Below are 23185 nucleotides of genomic sequence, written 5' to 3'. Positions count from 1 at the left end.
AGGGACATCATATGGCCCCCTCAATAAAATAACTACTAGCCGCAATCTAAATCGTCCAGTGCTAAAGCTACATCAACTATGTCTTGCACGCTACATCCATCACATGATCCTGAATAAGAAGATCCACAAGATGTTTCAATTGTAAATTCAGTTGGGGTAGCGGCATTTGCTGCAAATGATGCACATAACAGGAGGAAGGCTCCTAATACAATTTTTTTCATAATTTTGGTTTTAAGTTGATAAAATGGTTGTTTAGCTTTTATGGATCGGCCAATCCCAGGCAAAAGCTTACCTCCAGTAGCTAACTGAATATTTTTTATATTATAAGTTGATAATTTTTATTTTGTCTTCAGTGGCATACCAATTTTTGAGTTATATTCCTGTTGTTATTACGAACGGATAAATTTGGTTACCTGTATTGATTTTTTTTATATCCTAAAATAATATTAAATAGTTTGGTGTGCAATTTTATTACGTCAAACGCTTGATTATTTAGGTAAACCATATCGGGTCAGTTGTCTGACTGAATTTTAGCACTTGAAATATGATACCTGTAATTTTAAACCACCTGTTGGATTATAAATTATATTTTTGTGTCGTACATGAAACAGATAATGAATTTAAGCCCTTATAAAATTGCTATTTTTATAGCATTACTGCTTTCTTTCACAGCCGCCATGGCCCAGAAGCCTATGAACAACATATATCAATCTGACGCTTATACCTTATCAAAAGATAGGGTTACACAAGGAGCATTCCAGGCCATTGCACTTTCTCCGGCAGCTTTACATTCTAACTATCAAAGTCCGGTTAACCTGGACATCAGCCCAAACCTGTCTTTTAAATTCAGTATCAATGGTAAAGACAATGAAATGGCTTCTGGAAAGAATCATGAAGTTAGTATCCTTGCCGTCAATGGCAGATTTGAAACCCCTGTTATTCGCTTTGGTCAGCAATTAAAACAGCCACTATCAAAAGGTGTATTTCTTAAGCCGGATACTAAATTCACCATCAAGCTGGATATGCGTGAAGTACTCGCTGCTTTTGCTTCCAAAGGTTTTTATACCACTTATGATGGCACAAAGATTTACAAAGCAGACTTTAAAGGTGTTTTTGTAGCCGGGAGTATCAGCCCGCTCATCTGGGATTTTGATAACCTGGGCAATCATAAAGAACTGGAATTAAAAGATACGGACGGTGACGGTATTTATACCGTTACACTGGAAATGAATAAAGCTCAGGAGAAAAAAACTACAGCCTCTTCGTGGAAGTTATCAAAAGATATTTCCGCTTTTCCTCAATATAAATCAGCTGTTCCAATCATGGATGCACTTTATAACCTCGGTTTGGAGGAAATGGAGAATGCAATAGAACCCGACAGCACTTTCAGAACAGGTAAAGAATGGGCAGGGGTATGGACAAGGGATATTAGTTATAGTATTATACTATCTATGGCGACCTTGCAACCCAAAGTTGCCCAGAACAGTTTGCTGCGGAAAGTTAAAAATAATCGTGTCATTCAGGATACAGGGACCGGAGGATCATGGCCAGTTTCTTCTGACCGGATGATCTGGGCAGTTGCAGCCTGGGAAGTTTATAAAAATACAGGTGATCAGGCATGGCTCACCAAAGCTTATGCGATTATTAAAAACTCTGTTGAAGATGATCTGAAAAATGTCTACGACCCGCAAACAGGTATGGTCAGAGGTGAATCTTCTTTTTTAGACTGGAGAGATCAGACTTACCCTAAATGGATGCAATCTGCAGATATATATGCTTCAGAAAATCTCGGAACGAATGCAGTTCACTATCAAACCAATAAAGTACTTGCCGAAATGGCGGTACTGCTAAAAGATAAGCAGGCAGCTGAAAAGTATGCAGGTATTGCCGATCAGCTCAAAGAAGGGATCAATAAACACCTGTGGATGCCGGAAAAAGGATATTACGGGCAATACTTATACGGCAGACAATTTAAACTTTTATCGCCACGTTCAGAAGCTTTGGGAGAAGCACTCACTGTATTATTTGATATTGCGGATGCAGGGCAGCAGAAATCCATAGTCGCAAAAACACCAGTCACTAAGTTTGGTATCCCCTGTATCTATCCGCAGATTCCAAATATTCCACCTTACCATAACAATGCGGTATGGCCTTTTGTACAAGCCTACTGGTCGCTTGCTGCGGCAAAAGCAGGAAATGCAGAAGCTCTTATACAGAGCATGAGTGCAATTTATCGCCCTGCAGCACTGTTCCTGACCAATAAAGAGAATTTTGTGGCTACCTCTGGTGACTTTGCGGGTACACAAGTCAATTCAAGCAATATGTTATGGAGCCTGGCCGGAAATATCAGCCTGGTTTATAAAGTATTATTTGGGATGGATATGCAAGCAGACGGCCTGGTCTTTAAGCCATTTATTCCTGAAGTACTCCAGGGAGAACGGACACTTACTAATTTTAAATACCGCAAGGCAGTACTGGATATTAAATTGAACGGATACGGGAATCAGATTAAATCAATTACGCTTGACGGCCAGCCTTTGCCACAGGCGATGATCCCTGCCCATCTAAAAGGAAAACATCAGATTGATATTGTGCTGGCTGACCATAAACCGGAGCAGGGGAAAGTTGCGAACGCTGCAGACTACTTCTCTGTTGCTGCACCCTCGTTGAAAAAAACCAATATGCTGATCAGCTGGGAAAAGGTAGAAGGAGCCGAAACTTACCAGGTGATCCGTAACGGGAAAGAAATCGCCAAAACTCAGGAATTGAACTATACCGCCAAAGAAAGCGGAGAATACCAACTGATTGCTGTTGATCAAAATAAGGTCGGCTCATTTGCAAGTGAACCTGTTTTAATCACAGAAACCAAAGAAATACAAACTGTTGCTATGGAAACCGTAGCCGCTAAATCCACGCTCCCTTACCAGGGATATACCACGAATGGTTTTATTGAGATCAGTAAAACAAAGAATAAGAAAATAACCCTTCAAGTTAATATAGTCGAAGCAGGCACCTATGCCATTGATTTCAGGTATGCCAATGGAAATGGGCCAACCAATACAGAGAACAAATGTGCCATCAGAACATTTAATGTGGATGGCCAGTTTGCAGGAACCTTTGTCTTCCCGCAACGCGGAAAAGAAGAATGGTCTGACTGGGGCTTTAGTAACGTAAACGCAGTGAAACTGGCTAAAGGGACACATGAATTTCAGCTTTCACTGGAAAACTGGAACGAAAATATGAATGGTGAAATTAACCAGGCTATGCTCGATTACCTGCGACTGATGAGGATAAACTAATTAGACAGGATAAACTAATTAGAAAAAGCCCTTAAAGGGCCTTTTCTAATTGTAAAGAGAAATTCGAATTCCCATTGCGTTCATCAAATAGCTGGCTGAGACTAACAGCCTGCTGCGCATAAAAACTATATAAATCTTTGACTTGATAACTATTGGAAGGATTGTAAAGTGAATGCGGATATGGCAATTCAAGAATAACTGTCTTCAGCTGATCTTCCAGTTTTAAAGCTTCAGCCACGTGCATCGAGAAGAAAAACTTAAGATTGGCTTCACACTCCATTGCCCATGGCAGATACCTTTCCAGGTAATTCCATCCAGCAGGTTTATCGGTATGGAAAAGATAGACAATCAGCAGTCCCATAGAAGTGACCAATGATGAATCAGACTCGTTTCCCTGTAACTCTTCCTCCGCTTTCAAAAACAGCCCGGCGGCTTCCCCGGTTCTGTTATCTTTAATCGCCATATAACATAAATTGCACAGCGTAATGAAAGGCACATGCGCACAACTATACTGCTTTTCAATTAACGGAAGCGCCCTGGTATAAGCGGCTTTAAAACCGCCCTCATTGATTAAAAATGAAACCTCATTGTCCATTTCACAAGCACTGCAATCACTCATTCCATCAGTCGGTAAAGCATTCATTAAATCCAGATATTTTCTGCTTTTTACCCGGTCTTTTTGACTGAGCGCTTCATGAAGATGTTTCGTATAATAAGACCGGAGATTATAGCCTTGTTCCTGTATTCTGCGCTTATAATCTTCCAATACTGCTTTAATCTGTTCCAGGGGAACCTGCGGATTAGAAAATAATTCACCAATGATCCATTTATATCTCCATAATAAGGTACTGGCAGCGTAACTCTCAGGATCTGCGTCAAAAGCATTCAGCATCCAGCTAAAAGCACTTACAAAATATGGCCTGTCTGCAAGCCCCCATTGCTTATTCAGCAGATTTAATCTCAATTCATAACCTAGCGCAGTATCCTCATGCGCATCTGCAAGCTGAATTGCTGCGACTAATAATTTTTGAGCATCCTTTGGATTTGTACTGTCCAGATTCGCATTATCCGTTAATTCTTGTATTTCTAAAGTATAACTCATTGTCTTTATAGATTGATAAAATTTTCCATACCCATAATCACCAGGTTATGAAGTGCTTCATTAAATAAGTTCATTTCCCGGTCACTCACAGGGTATTTCCCTAACATCAATGCCTGAACATATAAAATGTGGATAATAGAAGGAAATAAATAAGGGTCTTTGATCCCCAGAATACTTTTAACCAGTTTATTGTCTACATTAAAACATAGCAGCGGCTGAATGACTTTGGTTTTTTTAGTAAACATGCCAAGGGTAGCTTCCAGCGGATTCAAACTTGAAGAGCCCTGAGTACTTTTAGCGTTAATGTCTTCGTAGGCACCAATATAAATTGCGGGCGTATCTACAGGATTAAAATGCTTAAGACTACAATTGCAATTTAGGGGCTGAAGTACCACGGCCGCCCTGTTCTCAAAATCTACCAGTTCTGCCGAATTTTGTACGTCAACCGAATGAAAGGTATTCAGCAGGCTTTCAGGTGATATTTGTTCTATCTTCAAATCAGGATGCAGCTGACTAATCTTTTTCAGCAGGTCTTCTTCAAACGTATAACCCGCATTGATAACCAGGATACCCTGCGAACCCGCGATCCGGTGGATCTGTTTAAAATCATTTACATTAGGCGTATAATAAACGGTTTGTTCCAAATGCCTGATGTCCCTGTAACTCTTAGGCCCTTTGTTGGTTTCAAAAAGGAGGTCATCCATGAACACTAAAAGCAGCTCATGATCTTCTGCAGCAATAGCTTTAAGGTGAAGATAATGCGTACTCACCAATCTCTGGTAAATATCAGGATCAATCATATCTATGGTTTTAAGATAAGATTTGATGGAGTCTGAAATCTCATTCTTAGCCGCTTTGAGGGTGTCGTTATAAACCAGTGATTCTCTGGAAGCAGTTGCATCCAGACCGTCTGCATTGAAGATACAGCGGATAAAGAATGCCCATTTAGGTAAAAGATGACAATCATCCTCACTCATAAACATGCGCTTTAAATAGAGTTTGTGGCTTTGTTTTCCGGTAAACTGTGTTTTATGCAGGGACACAAAAGCCACACCTTTAACGCCTCCATGAGCAGCAGAAATAGGAAACGCATCCAGAAAACCAGTATTAAATGTCTTTTTCCCAATCGCAAGCAGTTCTTCTTTAGACGTTTTCGGATCAAGCCAGCGCGCTCCGGATTCGTTAACCCAGCTCATTTCTGAATTGTAATGCAGGTAAACCGGCATAGGCAAAGCCTCTCCGTAATATTCTAAATTTCTGCGGAAAGCATCTGGTTCGAACAAATGTTTGAATTCATCTTTAGGGAGCAGGATTACCTTGGTCCCAATGGGTCTTGACTCCTCAACTTCAGTAATCTGGTAAGTCCCATCAGATTTTCCCGTCCACCTTACCGCTTTTTCGCTTAAAGCAGAACGTGTTTCTACGATGATCTCATTACTGACCACAAAACATGAAAGTAAGCCAATACCAAACTTCCCTATATAATCTTTAGCTTCAAAAGCCCCGCGTTTGGAACTTTCCCCGATCACTGCCAGGAATTGATGGATCTCTTGCTCTTTTAATCCGATACCATTGTCCTCAAAGATCATTTCTGCTCTTTCGCTATCTGGTAAATAAATGCGCAGATAACCCTCATGGTCTTCATGAAGGGTTCTGAAGGCTGTTATTGCGTCCACACCATTTTGTAAAAGCTCCCTTACAAAGGTATTCGGGTTGCTGTATAAATGCTCAGACAAGAGGGAAATCATTCCCTTCAGATTGACCTGAAATAAATATTGTTGATTTTCATTCATGTTGATAAATTCAGTACATAGTACAACTATGCTTGCATTTCAAAATGTCAGCGGAAAAAGATTTTAATGCGGATGAACTGCCGGCTGTTATTTCGGCTCGTTCAGTGGGCGGCGCAAAAAGAAGTATTCACTCTGATGCGCTGCATAATCCTGAAAAGCTGCAGAAGCCTCAATACCTTCAGGGGTCTTTTTAAAATTCTCAGGTGTAATATATTTCCAGGTTACCCCGTTTGACTCCTCTAAAGAGATTATTTCAATGGGAAAATTCAGTACAAACTCATTCAGAAATTCCAGTTTGTTTGCTGTCCATTCCTTTGTGCTTCCTAAATTACGTGGCCATACATATAACTTGTGCGCTTCCAAAGCCTTTCCGTTATCGTCTATAAAAGTTGACTGCTTCAAAACCAGATCACTAATTTTTACTGTGGCAATGTCACCTCTAAAAGAATCCCCCTCAGCTGTGATCAGTATTCCTTTTGCTGTTAAAAAAGGAACACTCGTCCCCTCAGGATGTACCTCTTCTAAATGGTCAGTAAATACATAATGGCCTTTTTTGAATGTTAAAACATTTGCTGATGGTTGATCTTTGCTGCTCATTTTGAATTTTTTGTAAACTTAAACCTTTAACGTCAGTAATAGTAATAAAATTCTATGCGGAGGAAGCTATTTTATTTTGACCTCTATTCCGCAAAATTTTATTCTGTTTTCTAAAACATAGCACGTTTGTTGTTGTTCTAAGGCTAGTAAACATATTGTTTAGAATTGATCTGATCTTTAAAATTTCAATCATATGCCAAAGAAAGTAGTCATTATAGGTGGTGGATTTGCGGGTGTGAACCTTGCTAAAAAACTTGCAGGTAATGAATCATTTGATATAACACTCGTAGATAAAAATAATTATAACTTTTTTCCGCCGCTGCTTTACCAGGTAGCTACCGGTTATCTGGAAACCTCTAACATCACTTACCCGTTTCGTAAACTGTTCAGAGGAAAGAAGAACTTTATGTTCAGACTTGGAGAACTTGAAGAAGTCTTGCCAGAACAAAAGCAAGTCATCCTTTCCACAGGCCCTGTCAATTACGATTATCTTGTTTTTGCCACAGGCTGTGAAACCAACTATTTCGGAATGGACAATGTAGCAAAACATGCTATCCCCATGAAGACAGTTGCTGATGCCCTGCAAATGCGGAATACCTTGTTAGAGCGTTTAGAAGAAGCTTCCCGCTCAACAGATCCGGCAGAACGTAAAAAACTGCTGACTGTGGTTGTTGCAGGCGGCGGCCCTACAGGGGTTGAAATCTCAGGAATGTTTGCTGAAATGAAAAGGACGATCCTGGCTAAAGATTATCCGGAGCTCAAAGGCGCAGGCGGTGAAATCCATCTTGTAGACGGGCTGAAATCAGTACTTGCACCAATGAGTGAAAAATCACAACAATACACCTATGACACCCTGACCAAAATGGGCGTTAAAGTAAAGCTGAATGTGATGGTGAAAGATTTTATCAACGATACCGTTCATTTCGCTGACGGAAGTACGATCGAAGCTAAAAACCTGATCTGGGCAGCCGGAGTAACCGCAATGACTTTTAAAGGTATGCCAGAAGAAGCCTACGGAAAAGGCAAAAGACTACAAGTCGATGAATTCAACAAAGTAAAAGGACTCGAAGATATTTATGCTATTGGCGATACCTGCATCCAGTTAACTGACCCCGGCTTTCCACAAGGACATCCGCAACTGGCACAAGTCGCCCTTCAACAAGGAGACAATGTAGGTAAAAACATGGTCCGGGTAGAAGAAAACCAATTTCCTAAAGCATTCAGTTATGTAGATAAAGGGACGATGGCGATTATTGGTAGAAATAAAGCTGTAGCCGATCTGCCGAAACCCAAGCTGTTTTTCAGTGGATTTATTGCGTGGGTAATGTGGTTGTTTATCCATTTGATCTCCTTGATTAATTCGGGAAACAGGGTCAAAACTTTATATAACTGGATGATTGCTTACTTTACCAGAGACCAATCCTTACGAATGATCGTCAGACCGGCAAGCAAGAAACTATAAAGCTGCTAATATTACAATTATAAGGCAATTCTGACCCCTGGATTCATGGCTTCATACGCCATAACTATTACATTTGCTACATGGATGATTTCTTAGCCGCACGACTCCAAATGGCCTTTTCATTAGGCTTTCATATCGTTTTCTCCTGTATCGGAATGGTGATGCCATTTTTCATGTGTACCGCCCATTATCTTTGGTTAAAAAGGAAAAAAGCAGTCTACCTCGATGTCACAAAAGCATGGAGCAAAGGAGTAGCCATTTTCTTTGCCACAGGTGCAGTTTCAGGAACTGTATTGTCTTTTGAACTTGGCCTGCTCTGGCCCAAATTTATGGAACACGCAGGCCCGATCTTCGGGATGCCATTTTCATTGGAAGGAACAGCCTTTTTTATTGAAGCCATTGCACTTGGATTTTACCTGTACGGATGGAACCGCTTTCATCCCTGGTTTCACTGGTTTACCGGGGTTATCGTAGGGATCAGCGGGCTGCTGTCAGGGATTCTCGTTGTTGCAGCCAATGCCTGGATGAACAGTCCTGCGGGCTTTGATTTCGTTAACGGGCAATACCTGAATATCGATCCGATGAAAGCCATGTTTAATGAAGCCTGGTTTTCACAAGCACTACATATGTGTGTTGCCGCCTTTGTATCCACAGGTTTTGCCGTTGCAGGAGTTCATGCCCTGATGATTTTAAAAGGTAAAAACGTAAATTTTCACCGTAAAGCATTTCAGATCGCAGCTATATTCGGGACTGTAGCTGCCTGTCTCCAACCCATTAGCGGTGATATTTCAGCGAAGGATGTCGCAAAGCGCCAGCCCGCAAAACTTGCCGCAATGGAAGCTCACTTTCATACCGAAAAAGGGGCAGGATTAATCATTGGAGGGATTCCGGATACCGCGACAAAAACAGTTAAATACGCATTAAAAATACCTAAAGCCCTGAGTTTTATGGCTACTGGTGATTTTAATGGAGAAGTTAAAGGACTGGATCAGTTCGCTAAAAAAGATCAGCCGCCAGTTGTAGTTGTACACTATGCCTTCCAGATTATGGTAGGCCTGGGGATGGCTATGTTAGGTCTGGCCATTATTTATTTCATCGCCCTGATTAAAAAGAAAGGCTGGGCAGAGAGTAAATGGATGCTCAAGCTCTTTGTTATTGCAACTCCTATGGGTTTTCTTGCACTTGAAGCAGGCTGGACAGTTACCGAAGTCGGCCGTCAGCCATGGATTATTTATGGCGTGATGCTTACTGCCGATGCAGTTACCCCAATGCCCGGAATTGCCTACTCATTTTATCTCTTTACAGCCGTTTACATTTCACTCGCCATTATTGTGAGCCTGCTGCTATTCCGCCAGATCACGATGGTCGATAAACTTTATGATTCTTCCACTGATAAAAAAATACAATAACCTATGGTATACGTCGTAATAATTTTCCTGTGGACTGCCATTCTGTTATATATCTTATTGGGAGGGGCTGATTTTGGTGCTGGGATTATAGAACTCTTTACTTCCAGGGCCAATAGGCCAAGAATGCGTAAAAAGATGTATGAAGCCATTGGCCCCGTTTGGGAAGCCAATCACATGTGGCTGATCATTGTGATCGTTATTCTTTTTGTCGGTTTTCCTAAAATATACACCACCGTTTCCATTTACCTGCACATTCCGCTGGTTTGTATGCTCATGGGAATTATTGCCCGCGGGACCGCCTTTGTTTTCAGAAATTACGATGCTGTAAAAGATGATATGCAAAAAGTATACACCCCGATATTTGTGATTTCAAGCGTAGTTACCCCTTTCTTTTTAGGGATTATCGCTGCAAGTGCCGTATCAGGACAGATCGATCTGCAAGCCAAAGATTTTCTTTCAGCCTATGTTTTTAGTTGGTTAAGCTGGTTTTCAGTCAGTGTAGGTGTCTTCACTGTTACTATATGTGCCTATCTGGCCAATGTATTTATCATCGGTGAAGCAGAAAATGAGCAGGACCGGCAACTATTTACCCGTAAAGCAAGACGTACCATTTTTGTGGTTATGGCAGCAGGCGGATTAGTGTTTTTAGCCGCACACTCAGAAGGCATTCCCTTATTGAACTGGATTTTTAGTGATGTTCCGGGAATTATAGCGCTGATTATGGCGACGATTTCACTCGTTATTACTTTTGTCCTGCTAAACAGGAATAAACCGGTTATGTTACGGCTATTGGCTGGTTTTCAGGTAACGATGATCCTTTTTGCCGCTACTTACAGCCATTTTCCGGATATTATCCTGCTGAAAGGCGGAGACAATCTTTCCTTACTAACTCATCAGGGGCAATTTAAGACCATAGAAACCCTTGGTTATGCCCTGTTGATCGGCAGTATTTTTATTTTACCAGCTTTGGTTTACCTCATTTATAGCTTTCAGCAAAAGAAGGGAAGTACCGAAACACACTAAGCCTGCTTAACAGGCGTTAAATATTACTTTATGGAAGAGACTAATTTTTCAAGACTCAGTAAACTGACTGAGGGAGATTACGAAGCATTTTTATACGATTGTGACGGGACACTGGCCGATAATATGCCTGCACATACCGAAACTTATGTAGCCATAGCCAAGCAATACAACGTGGATATGGACCCTGCAATTATAGATGAACTGGCAGGGTGGCCCATCTTAAACGTAGTAGAAGAACTTAATCTACGCTACCAGGCTGATATGGACCCGGCAGAATTCACTGCCAGAAAAGCAAAACTTTATTTCGAAGAATATCTTCAGAAAGCATTGCCGATCACTTATGTCGTTGAACACTTAAAAGCGAATGCAGGTAAAGTACGTATTGCTGTCGTTTCAGGCGGAGATCGCAGAGCAGTGCAGCATACGCTGGATGTAGTTGGCGTGAGTGACTATGTAGAAGCTATGGTTTGCGCCGGAGAAACACCCAGAGGTAAACCATTTGCAGATCCATTTTTAAAAGCAGCTGAACTATTGGGCGTTGACCCGAAAAAATGTTTGGTATTTGAAGACGGAAAGCCAGGAACAGATGCTGCGGAAGCGGCTGGAATGCACTGGGTAAGAATCGATCAATTTAAGTTCGGATAATATAACAATGAAAAGGTCAGGGACAGCAGATTTACCCCTTCACTACGGCCATATTCCGAAATGGCTTTCCCTGCGGATGTCACGTCTTGGACTGGCTATTACGGAAGCTATTATTGCAGAATATGGTACTGCCGAAGTATTGCGCAGACTAAGTGACCCGTTCTGGTTTCAAAGCCTGGGCGCAGTCATGGGAATGGACTGGCATTCATCAGGTATTACAACCTCGGTAATGGGCGCTTTGAAAAGTGCAATTAATCCGCTTTCCAAAGAACTGGGAATCTATATCTGCGGAGGAAAAGGTAAATCTTCCCGCCAAACCCCTCAGGAACTACTGTATTACAGTGACCGTAACGGACTTAATGGAACAGAACTTGTACGTTGCAGTAAACTAAGTGCAAAAGTAGATAATACCGCTATACAGGACGGTTTTCAATTGTACATGCACAGCTTCATTGTCAATACGGACGGTTTGTGGACCGTGGTTCAGCAAGGTATGCAGGACGGAAGTTCTACTGCCCGCCGGTACCACTGGCATTCCGCAGAAATGAAATCATTCGTTGATGATCCGCATACCGCAATTTGCGGGGTTAACCAGGGGACAATTATGAATATGGTTACCCAGGCAGCACAACCTGCCCGTGAATCTATGCTGTCTATGACCACAGAACATCCTTCGCGCATGATCGCTGAAATACAACAGCTGGTTTTACCAAACCATCATGAGGTTAAAGCCAAAGACGTTGACCTGAAGCGTTTGGGTGCTATGTTATGGCTCACCCATGAAAAACAGCCTGCCGATTTCGAAGAGTTACTGCTGCTGGAAGGAATGGGGCCAAGAACTTTACAGTCTATGGCTTTGGTTAGTGAAGTAATTTATGGTACACCATCCCGTTTTAAAGATCCTGCGCGTTTCTCTTTTGCACATGGAGGTAAAGACGGTCACCCTTTTCCAGTACCACTGAAAGTTTATGACCAGACGATCAGTGTTTTAACAAAGGCAGTTCACATGGCAAAAATCGGAGAAGCTGATAAACTGCAGGCTATTCAGAAACTGGGAGAATTATCCCGGCAGGCAGAGCAAGATTTTATTCCGAATGATAATTTTGAGGAACTTCTTGAAAGAGAAAGGAATAACTCCTGGAAATATGGTGGGAAAACTATTTTTGGTGATGCTAAACCGCCTAAAGGAGGTCAATTAGACCTGTTTTAGACATTATTTCTCTATATTTAAGCGAGTCTGGTTTAATTTTAGAAAACCGTTAAACTATAATTGACGTTTGTTGTCATAAATCCGTCTTGTACACTGAATCTATAATGTTTTTGAAGCTATAATGAGTTACTGGCAACGAGGTTTATGCCTTATTTACATTTTTCTTTTTTCCGGATGCGGAATCCTGATGAAAACCAGGGCAACCAATCACCATGGAGTTGAAACTGACGACTTTAATCTCCCGGTAATTAACTACCCAAGCGCTATTCCATCATCCAAAAGATTGCTCCTTCTTTTCTCCGGAGACGGGGGGTGGCTGGATTTTGAAGATCAGTTGTCTACAGGTTTTGCACAAAAAGGATTTTATACCATTGGCTTTAACTCCAGAAGCTATTTCTGGGACGGTAAAACACCGCAGCAAACGGCAGATGATATTGCCTTATTAATTTATAAATACTCCACCCTCTATAATACCAGGGTGATTTATCTGGCAGGTTATTCTTTTGGCGCAGATGTGGTTCCTTTCATCTATAACCGCTTGCCAGAGGCGATGAAAAACAAGGTTGTGGCATTAGAACTGATGTCTCCTTATTCTACTTCAGACTTTAAGGTTCATACGTCCGATCTGCTGAATTTAGCGGGTGATGACAGACAATATAAAGTTCAGCCGGAAATTGAGGCTGTAAACGTCCCTGTTTTCTGTTTTTACGGAGAGAAAGAAGACCCAAAGCCAATGGAGAAATTACAGAAGAAAAATTTTACCTTAAAGATCTTGCCGGGCGATCACCATTATGAGGTTTCCTCTCATCAGGAAATTTTTAAAGCGTTGCGCGGATTAAGAAGAAATCAATTTTTTAGAGAACACGGATTATGGATGCTATAGTAATTACAGAAAAAGGCGGGCCTGAAGTTCTTAAATTAGAACAGGTAGCTAAACCTGTACCCCAGGGAAACGAGGTTTTGATTAAAATACATGCTGCAGGGTTAAACCGGAGCGATATTATGTCCAGAAAGAGTAATCCCTATGGAACAGATACGACCAGGGAAATCCCCGGATTGGAGATTTCTGGTGTTGTAGAAGCGACCGGTCCACAGGTGAAACGCTGGAAAACCGGTGACCGTGTTTGTGCACTGATTGCTGGCGGGGGATATGCCCAGTACAGGGCCGTAGATGAAAGATTATGTCTTCCTGTGCCTGACGGTTTGTCTTTTGAAGAGGCTGCAACTTTGCCGGAAACCATTTTTACCATCTGGTCTAATGTCTTTAAGGATGCTGGTTTTAAAGCCGGTGAGAACTTTCTGATTCACGGAGGAACCAGTGGAATAGGGGTAACTGCTATCCAAATGATTGTCGCTATGGGCGGTAAAGCCTATGCAACAGCTGGTACAGTAGAGAAGTGTCAATTTTGTGAAGACCTTGGTGCAACGATAGCTGTGAATTATAAAACAGAAGACTTTGTGGCGCTGCTTAAACCTATGGGGATTGATGTGATCCTGGATATGACAGGAGGAGATAATACTTTGAAAAACATGGAGATTCTAAATCCTGACGGGCGTATTACTTTCATTAATGCGATGAATGGCGCTAAATCAGAGATTGATATTTTGCAGATGATGAGTAAAAGGCTTACCATTACCGGCAGCATGTTAAAGCCCAGAACAGACGATTATAAAGCTATGCTGGCAGTGGAGATTGAGCAGGTCATCTGGCCGCTGATTGCAGCAGGAAAAATAAAACCGGTCCTTTATAAAGTATTTCCATTGGCAGAAGCTGCAGATGCACAAATATTAATGGAAAGCAGTACGCATATCGGCAAAATCGTATTAAAAGTAACGTAAACGGGGGTAATCCTCTTTGAAAAGTAATTTATTCTTCGGAGAGCAAAAAAAAACAATTAGGAGGTGTAAAAACATATCAATTACTAATTACATTTGTGACTGGACCATCATAAAAAGCAGCAATGAATCATCACATCGCAAGAATACAGCAGGTAATCGAACCTTTAAGACAAGAGATTATCAACCATAAAGTTTATTCAGTAATCAATAATCTGGATGACCTGAAAGTTTTTATGCAATACCATGTTTATGCGGTATGGGACTTCATGTCATTGCTTAAGTCTTTACAAATTGGTTTAACTTGTACAACTACACCATGGTTTCCTGTGGGAAATGCAAATACAAGGTATCTGATCAATGAAATCGTTGCTGGTGAGGAATCAGATGTAGATGGAGCAGGTATCCGTAAAAGTCACTATGAAATGTATCTGGAAGCGATGGCACAATGTGGTGCCGACATTACAGCGATCCATAAATTTGTAGAGAATTTAAAAGAAACAAGGTCATTGACTACTGCCTATGCAGCAGCAGGTGTACCCGAAGAAGCACGTCAGTTTGTAGATTTTACTTTCAAAGTCATTGACAGTAAACAGGCGCACTTACAATCTGCCGCTTTTACTTTTGGCAGAGAAGATCTGATCCCGCATATGTTTATTTCTATCGTTGGTGATTTGAATAAGAAATTCCCTGATCAGCTGTCTCTGATTAAATATTATCTGGACAGGCATATTGAGGTAGATGGGGATCACCACAGTCATTTAGCACTGGAAATGACTGCTGAACTTTGCGGAGAAGATGAAGCAGCATGGAAAGCCGCAGAGGAGGTTACAATAGCTTCATTGCAACAGCGGATCAATTTATGGAACGGTGTTTATAACGAAATTACAGGGGCTAAATAGTCCCTTATTCCCTTAATCATACAAATAAGTCCTCTTGAACTTCAAATCTGATAATTTGACATATCCAAAAAGCTGCTTCCCATTTGACATCAGGGTCGCGAAACCCCAGTCTCCTTCAAAAAGCTCTTCTATATTAATGACTTCGGGCGTATTGGCAAAACCTTTCTTTCTCGACTTATCATCCGGTTTACTATAGAAATAACAAATGTCTGCAGAAACAATGTATTCCCCGGTTACGTTATCAGCAATTTTGGCGTAAATACCATTGAAACGCTCTGTTAGCTGATAATTATCACAATCCTGGAAACTGGCTTCTATTGAATCTTTCAGAAAAAATAAGGAAACTTTGCATAGCAGTGATTTTTTCTCTGACTTTATCGTGGTTTTATTATCTGTCAATATACCCGTTCCTGTGAACTGACCATAAGTTCCAGCCTTATTATTCCAGTTAGCCAACACATTTACTTCCACCTGATCGTCTGTTCTCCTAACTGATATATTGCCCGAAGTACCATTCTCCTTATTTATTAATTTATAAGTAGCGGACTGAGAGAATATTTTTTGAGAGGAGAATAAAAGGACGATAATAAAGATATATTTCATTAATTATTAATATATAATTTGATTTTTATTCTGATCAAAGATAACAAATACTCATGACCATATGTTTTTAAGAATGGCTTTTATTTTTTGAGCAATTTAGCTAGATTGGGCCCTATGAATATAATAATAAGAGAAATTCAGCCACAGGATAACGCTGCGATGGCGGTAATTCTAAAAACAAGTCTGGAAGAGTTTGGTCTTAACATTCCTGGAACAGCCTATTTTGATGAGAGTACGAATCATTTGTACGAATCGTTCCGCGTTAAAGGAAGTAAATATTTCGTAGCTGAACAGGAAAATGAAATTTTGGGAGGAGTAGGATTGTATCCTTCAGACGGACTTCCTGAAGATACAGTGGAACTGGTAAAAATGTACCTTGCTTCAGCGCACAGAGGTAAGGGACTGGGTAAAACATTAATGCAAAAGTGTATAACCTTAGCGGAAGAATTGGGCTATAAAAATATTTACCTTGAATCGATGCCGGAGCTCTCTGCTGCGGTTTCTGCTTATGAGAAACTCGGCTTTAAACTATTAGATAAGCCGATTGGTAATACCGGACATTATTCCTGTACAATCTGGATGTTATATGAGATCAGCCCCTGCTAAATCTGCTGACCTTATTTTAGTCAATTGAGTAGTCAGTATAGCTAAGTGTTTGTTTATAAGGTGAATGAATAAATTGAACAAAATTTTAATTTATGGAATCAATTTATCACCCTAAGTAGATTTAAACCCCTATTTGAGTTAGGCGGGTTTGAGTAAAATGTGGTTGTTCAGTCATTATAACATAAATAGACGTAGTGAAATGGCACACTTGTGGATTATTTAATTAATAGTGTAATAAAATACGCGATTATTTAAATAAGTACTTAATCACAAGCTATGCTTTTACTCATTGTAGTCTTCCAGGTAAAGACAAATCCACAGCCTGCAATTAGTATTGCCAGTAGCCAGGAAAAGGAATTGATAAAAGATCTGAAATTGAAGAACATGAGGGCATTTTCTTTCTTGTATCAGCAATATTCACCTGCGCTGTTATCCATCATTATAAAGATTGTGAAGTCCAGAGAAACTGCTGAAGATGTGCTGCAGGAAACATTTACGAAAGTGGCATCCAGAATTGATCAGTATGATGAAACTAAAGGCCGGTTATTTACCTGGATGGCAAGGATTGCAAGAAATAAGTCATTTGACCATATAAAGGGAAAAGGATCGGCTAACAGTGCCAAAAACGTAAAAATAGAGGAGATAATGGATTTGGTAGAAATGAATTATGTTTGCTATTACAATCCGGATACTATCGGAGTCGGGCAACTGACCACAACATTAAATCCCTTCCAAAAAGAAGTTTTAGATCTGGTCTATTTTCAAGGCTATTCACATGCTGAAACCGCAAAGATTCTGAATATTCCAATTGGTACAGTTAAAACCAGGATAAGAATTTCCATCCTGACACTGAGAAAATATTTTACTGTGCCATTGGTGTTTAATTTATACTGATTTAAGGTGATAGACAGGATGTTCATTAAAATTTTCTAATCAAATTTTAATGAAATTCTAATTTAAACTATCCCCGGTTCTTTAACTCCTATAGCTATGAAATTTAAAACTCATACTTATGAAAAAGATTGCTAAAATTAGTCTTTTGCTCTTAGCAATGACTTTTGCCCGGACTGCCGCTTTCGCGCAGATCAGTGTAGGCATTAATATATCTGCAAGAATTGCCCCGCCAGCACTTCCGGTTTATTCACAACCCCCTTGTCCGGCAGATGGCTATTTATGGACTCCCGGTTACTGGGCTTATGACGATGCTGACGGTTATTACTGGGTGCCAGGCGTATGGGTACATCCGCCACGCGCAGGTGTATTGTGGACCCCGGCTTATTGGGGCTTTGATGGTGGTATTTATAGTTTTCATTCAGGTTACTGGGGACCACACATTGGGTTTTATGGTGGTATCAACTATGGCTTTGGCTATAGTGGCTCAGGTTTTTATGGCGGAAGATGGGAGGGAGGCTCCTACAGGTATAATACCGCTATCACTAATGTAAATACTACTGTTGTTCATAATACTTATATCAATAAAACGGTTATCAATAACAATACGGTAAATAACAACCGTACAAGCTTTAATGGTAAAGGAGGGGTGAATGTTCAGCCACGTGAAGAAGAACGCAGGGCAATGAACGAGAATCATATACAGCCAACTGCTTCTCAATTGTCTCATCAGCAATCTGCAGGAAAAGATCACAATCAATTCGCCAATGTAAACCATGGCAAACCTGCAAATCCAGCAATGGAAAGGATACACGGAAATAGAGGCGGCAAAAACAATGGAGGCGGTAACAACAATGGAGGTGTTAACAACCATCAGGCTAACGGAGATAATGCAATGAAAAGTGACAGGCAAGCTAATGCTGCTAAATCACCTCAGCAATGGCATCCTGGAATAAACAGACATCCGAATACTGCGCAACAACAATCGCAATCTCTGCAACCACAATCTCAACAACAACAGTCTCAACAACCACCACATCCTAATCAACAACAGCAACAACATCGTAATCAACAACCGCATATTAATCAGCAACCACACCCTAATCAGTCACATCCGCAACGTGAAGCTCACCAGCCGCATGAAGGTAACCCGCACCGGGAAGAAAGGGAACATAGATAACATTCAAAAAGAAGGCCCCTTATAATTTTATAAGAGGCCTTTTAAATGTTATTTAAATAATAGTTTTACTCAAATAATAATGTTATTCAGATAATAACCTGATTTCATGATCGCCGATGGTAATCAGACGCTCTTTATAAAGCGCACCAGTTGTTTTCTTGAAAGCTTTTTTGCTGATTTTCAACAGGTCATAAACCTCTTCTGGTGAACTTTTATCACCTAAAGCGATCAGACCCTGGTTGTCTTCCAGCATTTTAATCAGGACTTCTTTAGTATCCAGAATATGACCATAGCCCATAGGCTGTAAACTCAGGTCAATCTTTCCTTCTACTCTAACCTTTTTAATCCATCCTTTTCTTACTTCTCCAGGATTAAGCTGATCAAATAATTCATTCTGATATAATAATCCTATATACTTATTATCAACAATCGCATTGTAACCTAAATCACTGCGGTCGGCAATTAATAAGCTTACCTCATCACCTTCTTCAAAATTTATTTCTTCCTCTTCCACATAATTTGTTAATCTGGATGAAGCCACCATACGGTCATTGCTATCATCAAGGAAAACATAAACTACATGTTTATCACCCTTAAACATCGGGCGTTTTTGTTCTTTTTCAGGTACATATACATCTTTATCGATACCTATATCCATGAAAACACCATTCTCACCATCTTCAACAACAGTCAGGTAAGCAAAATCGCCTACACAAGCCAGAGGTTTCTGTGTGGTTGCATGCAGTTTTCCATCTTTGTGCATGTAAATAAAAACATTGATATTATCTCCAATTTCCGCATCCTTAGGAACGTGGTTGTAGGGCAATAGCGCTTCCTTATCGCCATCAGACAGTATTAGTCCTGATTCTGTCTTGTTTATAATTCTTAACTCGTTGTATTGTCCTATCTGTATCATTGGTATTTCTTAATATTCAATCTGCAAAGGTAGCAATATCAGCAAGAATATGAGAACATCTTTCCACCACATGTGTTATAAATATATCATTAAACACGAATCATATCCGGTATAAAAAATGAACAACCCAATTCTTCCTCCACTGAAAACTGCGTTTCCGCCAATCGTTGATCAAAACTGTAAGCTCCTGTTACTGGGCACTATGCCTGGCGACCGTTCTTTGAGTCTTCAGCAATACTACGGACATGCAGGCAATCATTTCTGGAAACTGATTTATACACTTTTCGGACAACCCGTGGAGCCTGATTATGAAGCGAGGAAAATATTTTTGCTCGATCATGGAATTGCACTATGGGATGTGCTGGAATCCTGCACCTGCGAAGGCAGTCTGGACAGTAACATTAAGAACGAAGTAGTCAATGACTTTGCCGCCTTTTACAAACAATACCCTGCTATCACAGAAGTATTTTTTGATAGCAGAAAAGCTGAGCAATTCTATCTTAAACACGTGAAGAAAAGTGAAGACAAAAACTATCATTTGTTACCTTCTCCAAGCCGGGCCAATGCTTCAAAAACATTTGAACAAAAACTGGAACTATGGAAAGAGCTTTTGCCCTATGTTAAAATATAAGAAGCAATAATTTAACGATTTAAATATAAACTGCTTCTTATATTTGCAGTATAAATGAAGGATACAATCACCAAAAACAAACACAGAATATTTTTAAGCCTCTTTTTCTTTATGTCCGGATTCAGTTTTGCAACCTGGGCATCAAGAATTCCAACCATCAAAATGGCCTTTGGCTTTAATGAAGCTGAACTCGGGACAATTTTACTGGCTATGCCCATTGGCTCTTTAATCGGTTTGCCAATTTCAGGCTGGCTGGTTTCTAAATATCACAGCCGTGTTCCACTTGCCGTAGGTTATGGCTTAAACGCAGTTGCACTGGCCATTATCGGGTTTTCTCAAAATACCTTTAGCCTGGTTGTAGCAGTGGTGCTGTTTGCTTTTACAACCCGGATTTTCAATATTTCAGTCAATACGCAGGCCATTACCCTGCAGAAACAATTCAGTCAGAAGATTATCGGCTCTTTCCATGGCTTTTGGAGTACTGGCGGAATTGCCGGAGTTGCCTTCTCTACACTGTTACTGGCTTACAACGTTTCCCTGCAAATGCACTTATTAATTGTAGCGATCTTGTGTTTGCTGATTACTTGTTATTCGTATCAATTTTTGCTCAAAGGAGACCGGTCTGAAAAAGGGAATAAGATTATTGTGGGTAAACCCGATCCGTATATACTATATCTTGGATTTATTATCTTTTTTGCTGCAATATGCGAAGGAGGAATGTTTGACTGGAGCGGAATTTATTTTCAGGAAGTACTGCATGTTGAAATCTTTACTTACGGCTATTTAATCTTTATGACCTTTATGGCCGCATCAAGGTTCCTTTCCGATCTGATTATTGCAAGAATTGGAATGCCGGCGACCTTTCTGATGTGTGCACTGCTTGTGGTATCCGGAATTTCACTCGCCATTATTGTACCGCAGTTCTGGCCGGCTATGATTGGCTTTTCAATGGTTGGTTTTGGTACAGCGGCTGTAGTCCCGATGAGTTATGCCTTAGCAGGTGCTTCCAAAAAATATTCGGCAGGAATGGCAATCTCAATTATTGCCACTTATGCTATTACAGGGATGCTGCTTGGACCTCCGATCATCGGGTACCTTGCGCATGCTTTCGGGCTGAGGATCGCATTTATTATTTTTGGCTTCAGTGGCTTAATGCTGATACCAATCTCGCAGTTATTCTTTCGGTATCAAAAGAAGATGGCAGCTATACCTGAGGAAGTTTAACAACTGAATAATTTAACTAAAATATATGGATCAGATCATTGATAACGTCAGACAAGTCAGAGCAAATTTTATTGAAAGTATCAGTGGGTTATCTGCTGAACAATTAAATGAAATACCAGAAGGATTTAACAATAATATCATCTGGAACATGGCGCACCTGGTTGCTGCGCATCAGGGGATCTCTTACATCCGCGCGGGACTGGAAACTTTCGTAGACAAAGAATTTTATCTGAGTTATACCGGAGGTACTAAACCAAATGGTTTGGTTTCTGAAGAAAAAATTGCAGAGATCAAGCTCTTATTAATCTCTACACTCGATCAGTTTAAAGTAGACTATCATAACCGGATATTTGATAACTATAAAGGATGGACTACCCGTTACGGCGTTAATTTAAATAGCATTGACGATGCCACAAACTTCCTTAGTTTCCACGAAGGCATGCACTTAGGCTATATTATGGCACTAAAAAGATTAATCTTTAAAAATATTTGAGGTCATACATAATAATATCAAATTATAAGCGTCTATATATTTGAGAGCGTTAATTTAGATGGCGGGGATACTGCGAGAGTGGGATCCCCGCTTCTTTTTTAAACAAATATCCTTATGGCAAACTTCGCAGAAATTATTAAATCAGATAAACCAGTATTGGTAGATTTTTCTGCCGAATGGTGTGGTCCCTGTAAAATGATGGCTCCAATCCTGCAGCAACTTAAAGGCATGCTGGGTGAGCGGGCGACAATTTTAAAGGTTGACGTAGATAAAAATCAGACCGTTTCCAGTAAATATCAAATCCAGGGTGTACCCACTTTAATCCTTTTCAAAAATGGAGAAATTAAATGGCGGCAGTCGGGCGTAATTCCTGCAAATCAATTACAGGGAATTATAGAAAGACACTTATAGAATGATAATACGGTACTTGTAATTATAGTAATAATTAAGGAATAAACTTATAATTATTGCAATAAACGTATACTTATAATAAAACATGTGTACGCAAATAACTCTTTAGCCGACTATATTACAATTCCTTAGCCTTGTATTTTCTTAAATCTATGTCTGTCACATAGAAATATCCCTGTGCATTTCCCGATACATTACCCTGTGCATTGACCGGAACACTGGAAAAAAGACCGCTCCAATCCGTCTCCAGGAAAACGTCATAAAGGTATCTTGCATATCCTTTGGAAAGAGAGAACTTATAAATCGTGATCACATCTTCGCTCAGTAAATTAAAGTCACGTTTAAGGTTATTCAGGGGATATAAAGAATTGGGAGAACCTAGAAAATGGGTGTAATTGTAATATTGTACCCCGTCAAACCTCGAAGGATTCCAGACTGGTATTCCCGTATAATTTATCCACCATTTATTAGGATTAAGATAACCAAAAGTATGTTTTGGTATCGTTCCGTCATAAGAACCACTACTATTTATCTTTACCTTCAGTGGTAAAAAGTCATCTACAATATTGACAACCTGCCTTAGCGTATCAACCGCGGTATAAGTCTTCGCATTAAAAGTGACGGTCAGTGTATAAGCCTTATTGTAATTCGGACTGTTGTTATTGGTTGCCGAATATACTCCGGGTGTTGTTGTCTCTTTAAAGATAATATCCGTCTTACTATCATTTACAATAACAACTGCTTTTGAAATTGCTGCCGGCATTACACCCAGCGTTAAAGAAGGCTTGCTCAATTTAATAAACTGAGTTTTCGTTAACGTATTAATTCCCCCCTCTACAGCCAGATCATATTGGTGCTTAGGCTGATCAAAGGAAACCTTATCGTCCTTTTTACAAGCGCTGAATAGCATTGTACACAAAACCAAAACCAGGAGATCAAACTTTGTTCTCAT

General features: G+C 40.2%; 23 protein-coding genes. 16 read left to right on the top strand and 7 right to left on the bottom strand.

Annotation, left to right across the window (positions count from 1 at the left end; all coding sequences use genetic code 11):
- Positions 1–35: 35 nt before the first annotated feature.
- The gene (locus tag LY11_RS13985; protein WP_111634289.1) at positions 36–221 is read right to left on the bottom strand and encodes a hypothetical protein; all 186 of its coding nucleotides are present in this window, start codon (positions 219–221) and stop codon (positions 36–38) included.
- Positions 222–602: 381 nt separating this feature from the next.
- Here LY11_RS13985 and LY11_RS13980 point away from each other — a divergent pair, with 381 nt between their 5' ends.
- Positions 603–3299, top strand: coding sequence for an alpha-L-rhamnosidase-related protein (locus LY11_RS13980; RefSeq protein ID WP_211321552.1), 2697 nt, complete (start codon positions 603–605; stop codon positions 3297–3299).
- Positions 3300–3330: 31 nt separating this feature from the next.
- Here LY11_RS13980 and LY11_RS13975 read toward each other — a convergent pair whose 3' ends face one another.
- From LY11_RS13975 to LY11_RS13965, 3 genes are all read right to left on the bottom strand, one after another.
- A complete protein-coding gene (locus tag LY11_RS13975; RefSeq protein WP_111634288.1) occupies positions 3331–4401 on the bottom strand; it encodes a hypothetical protein in 1071 nt (356 codons plus the stop codon).
- Between the two features lie 5 nt (positions 4402–4406).
- Positions 4407–6194 carry an HSP90 family protein gene (locus LY11_RS13970; protein ID WP_111634287.1) on the bottom strand — a complete coding sequence of 596 codons (1788 nt, stop codon included), beginning with the start codon at positions 6192–6194 and terminating at the stop codon, positions 4407–4409.
- A gap of 87 nt (positions 6195–6281) precedes the next feature.
- A complete protein-coding gene (locus LY11_RS13965) occupies positions 6282–6791 on the bottom strand; it encodes a hypothetical protein (RefSeq protein ID WP_111634286.1) in 510 nt (169 codons plus the stop codon).
- A gap of 193 nt (positions 6792–6984) precedes the next feature.
- On the opposite strand from LY11_RS13965, the gene LY11_RS13960 reads away from it, so the two are divergent.
- From LY11_RS13960 to LY11_RS13925, 8 genes are all read left to right on the top strand, one after another.
- A complete protein-coding gene (locus LY11_RS13960) occupies positions 6985–8253 on the top strand; it encodes an NAD(P)/FAD-dependent oxidoreductase (protein WP_111634285.1) in 1269 nt (422 codons plus the stop codon).
- 80 nt (positions 8254–8333) lie between these two features.
- On the top strand, positions 8334–9662 hold the full coding sequence (locus tag LY11_RS13955) for a cytochrome ubiquinol oxidase subunit I (protein ID WP_111634284.1): 1329 nt from the start codon (positions 8334–8336) through the stop codon (positions 9660–9662).
- Positions 9663–9665: 3 nt separating this feature from the next.
- Complete coding sequence (locus LY11_RS13950) at positions 9666–10685, top strand: cytochrome d ubiquinol oxidase subunit II (RefSeq protein ID WP_111634283.1); 1020 nt, start codon at positions 9666–9668, stop codon at positions 10683–10685.
- Between the two features lie 30 nt (positions 10686–10715).
- Complete coding sequence (locus LY11_RS13945) at positions 10716–11330, top strand: HAD family hydrolase (RefSeq protein WP_111634282.1); 615 nt, start codon at positions 10716–10718, stop codon at positions 11328–11330.
- A gap of 7 nt (positions 11331–11337) precedes the next feature.
- Positions 11338–12540, top strand: a complete 1203-nt coding sequence (locus tag LY11_RS13940) for a DUF763 domain-containing protein (RefSeq protein ID WP_111634281.1) — start codon at positions 11338–11340, stop codon at positions 12538–12540.
- Between the two features lie 187 nt (positions 12541–12727).
- Complete coding sequence (locus tag LY11_RS13935) at positions 12728–13423, top strand: AcvB/VirJ family lysyl-phosphatidylglycerol hydrolase (protein WP_170132683.1); 696 nt, start codon at positions 12728–12730, stop codon at positions 13421–13423.
- A complete protein-coding gene (locus LY11_RS13930) occupies positions 13411–14379 on the top strand; it encodes an NAD(P)H-quinone oxidoreductase (protein ID WP_111634279.1) in 969 nt (322 codons plus the stop codon). Before LY11_RS13935 ends, LY11_RS13930 begins: the two co-directional genes overlap by 13 nt.
- Positions 14380–14501: 122 nt before the next feature.
- Positions 14502–15278, top strand: a complete 777-nt coding sequence (locus LY11_RS13925; protein WP_111634278.1) for a DUF3050 domain-containing protein — start codon at positions 14502–14504, stop codon at positions 15276–15278.
- 12 nt (positions 15279–15290) lie between these two features.
- Here the strand turns inward: LY11_RS13925 and LY11_RS13920 are convergent, their stop codons facing one another.
- On the bottom strand, positions 15291–15881 hold the full coding sequence (locus LY11_RS13920) for a hypothetical protein (RefSeq protein ID WP_111634277.1): 591 nt from the start codon (positions 15879–15881) through the stop codon (positions 15291–15293).
- A gap of 114 nt (positions 15882–15995) precedes the next feature.
- On the opposite strand from LY11_RS13920, the gene LY11_RS13915 reads away from it, so the two are divergent.
- The 3 genes from LY11_RS13915 (at position 15996) to LY11_RS26910 (ending at position 18558) form a co-directional block, all read left to right on the top strand.
- Positions 15996–16487 (top strand): GNAT family N-acetyltransferase, encoded by a 492-nt coding sequence (locus LY11_RS13915; RefSeq protein WP_111634276.1) that lies wholly within the window; start codon positions 15996–15998, stop codon positions 16485–16487.
- A gap of 276 nt (positions 16488–16763) precedes the next feature.
- Positions 16764–17381 (top strand): RNA polymerase sigma factor, encoded by a 618-nt coding sequence (locus tag LY11_RS13910; protein ID WP_111634275.1) that lies wholly within the window; start codon positions 16764–16766, stop codon positions 17379–17381.
- A 118-nt stretch (positions 17382–17499) separates the two neighbouring features.
- Positions 17500–18558, top strand: a complete 1059-nt coding sequence (locus LY11_RS26910; RefSeq protein WP_211321551.1) for a YXWGXW repeat-containing protein — start codon at positions 17500–17502, stop codon at positions 18556–18558.
- 82 nt (positions 18559–18640) lie between these two features.
- Here the strand turns inward: LY11_RS26910 and LY11_RS13900 are convergent, their stop codons facing one another.
- Entirely contained in the window at positions 18641–19474 is an 834-nt protein-coding gene (locus tag LY11_RS13900; protein WP_111634274.1) for a CvfB family protein, read from the bottom strand.
- Positions 19475–19592: 118 nt separating this feature from the next.
- On the opposite strand from LY11_RS13900, the gene LY11_RS13895 reads away from it, so the two are divergent.
- From LY11_RS13895 to trxA, 4 genes are all read left to right on the top strand, one after another.
- On the top strand, positions 19593–20105 hold the full coding sequence (locus LY11_RS13895) for a DNA-deoxyinosine glycosylase (protein ID WP_111634273.1): 513 nt from the start codon (positions 19593–19595) through the stop codon (positions 20103–20105).
- Between the two features lie 54 nt (positions 20106–20159).
- On the top strand, positions 20160–21329 hold the full coding sequence (locus LY11_RS13890) for an MFS transporter (RefSeq protein ID WP_111634272.1): 1170 nt from the start codon (positions 20160–20162) through the stop codon (positions 21327–21329).
- Positions 21330–21354: 25 nt separating this feature from the next.
- Positions 21355–21822 carry a DinB family protein gene (locus LY11_RS13885; protein WP_111634271.1) on the top strand — a complete coding sequence of 156 codons (468 nt, stop codon included), beginning with the start codon at positions 21355–21357 and terminating at the stop codon, positions 21820–21822.
- A 114-nt stretch (positions 21823–21936) separates the two neighbouring features.
- Positions 21937–22233, top strand: a complete 297-nt coding sequence (gene trxA, locus LY11_RS13880) for a thioredoxin (RefSeq protein WP_111634270.1) — start codon at positions 21937–21939, stop codon at positions 22231–22233.
- A gap of 118 nt (positions 22234–22351) precedes the next feature.
- Here trxA and LY11_RS13875 read toward each other — a convergent pair whose 3' ends face one another.
- Positions 22352–23185 (bottom strand): hypothetical protein, encoded by an 834-nt coding sequence (locus LY11_RS13875; RefSeq protein WP_111634269.1) that lies wholly within the window; start codon positions 23183–23185, stop codon positions 22352–22354.

Source organism: Pedobacter cryoconitis (assembly GCF_003259615.1).
Taxonomy (GTDB): domain Bacteria; phylum Bacteroidota; class Bacteroidia; order Sphingobacteriales; family Sphingobacteriaceae; genus Pedobacter; species Pedobacter cryoconitis.
This window is presented reverse-complemented; position numbering and strand designations above follow the sequence as displayed.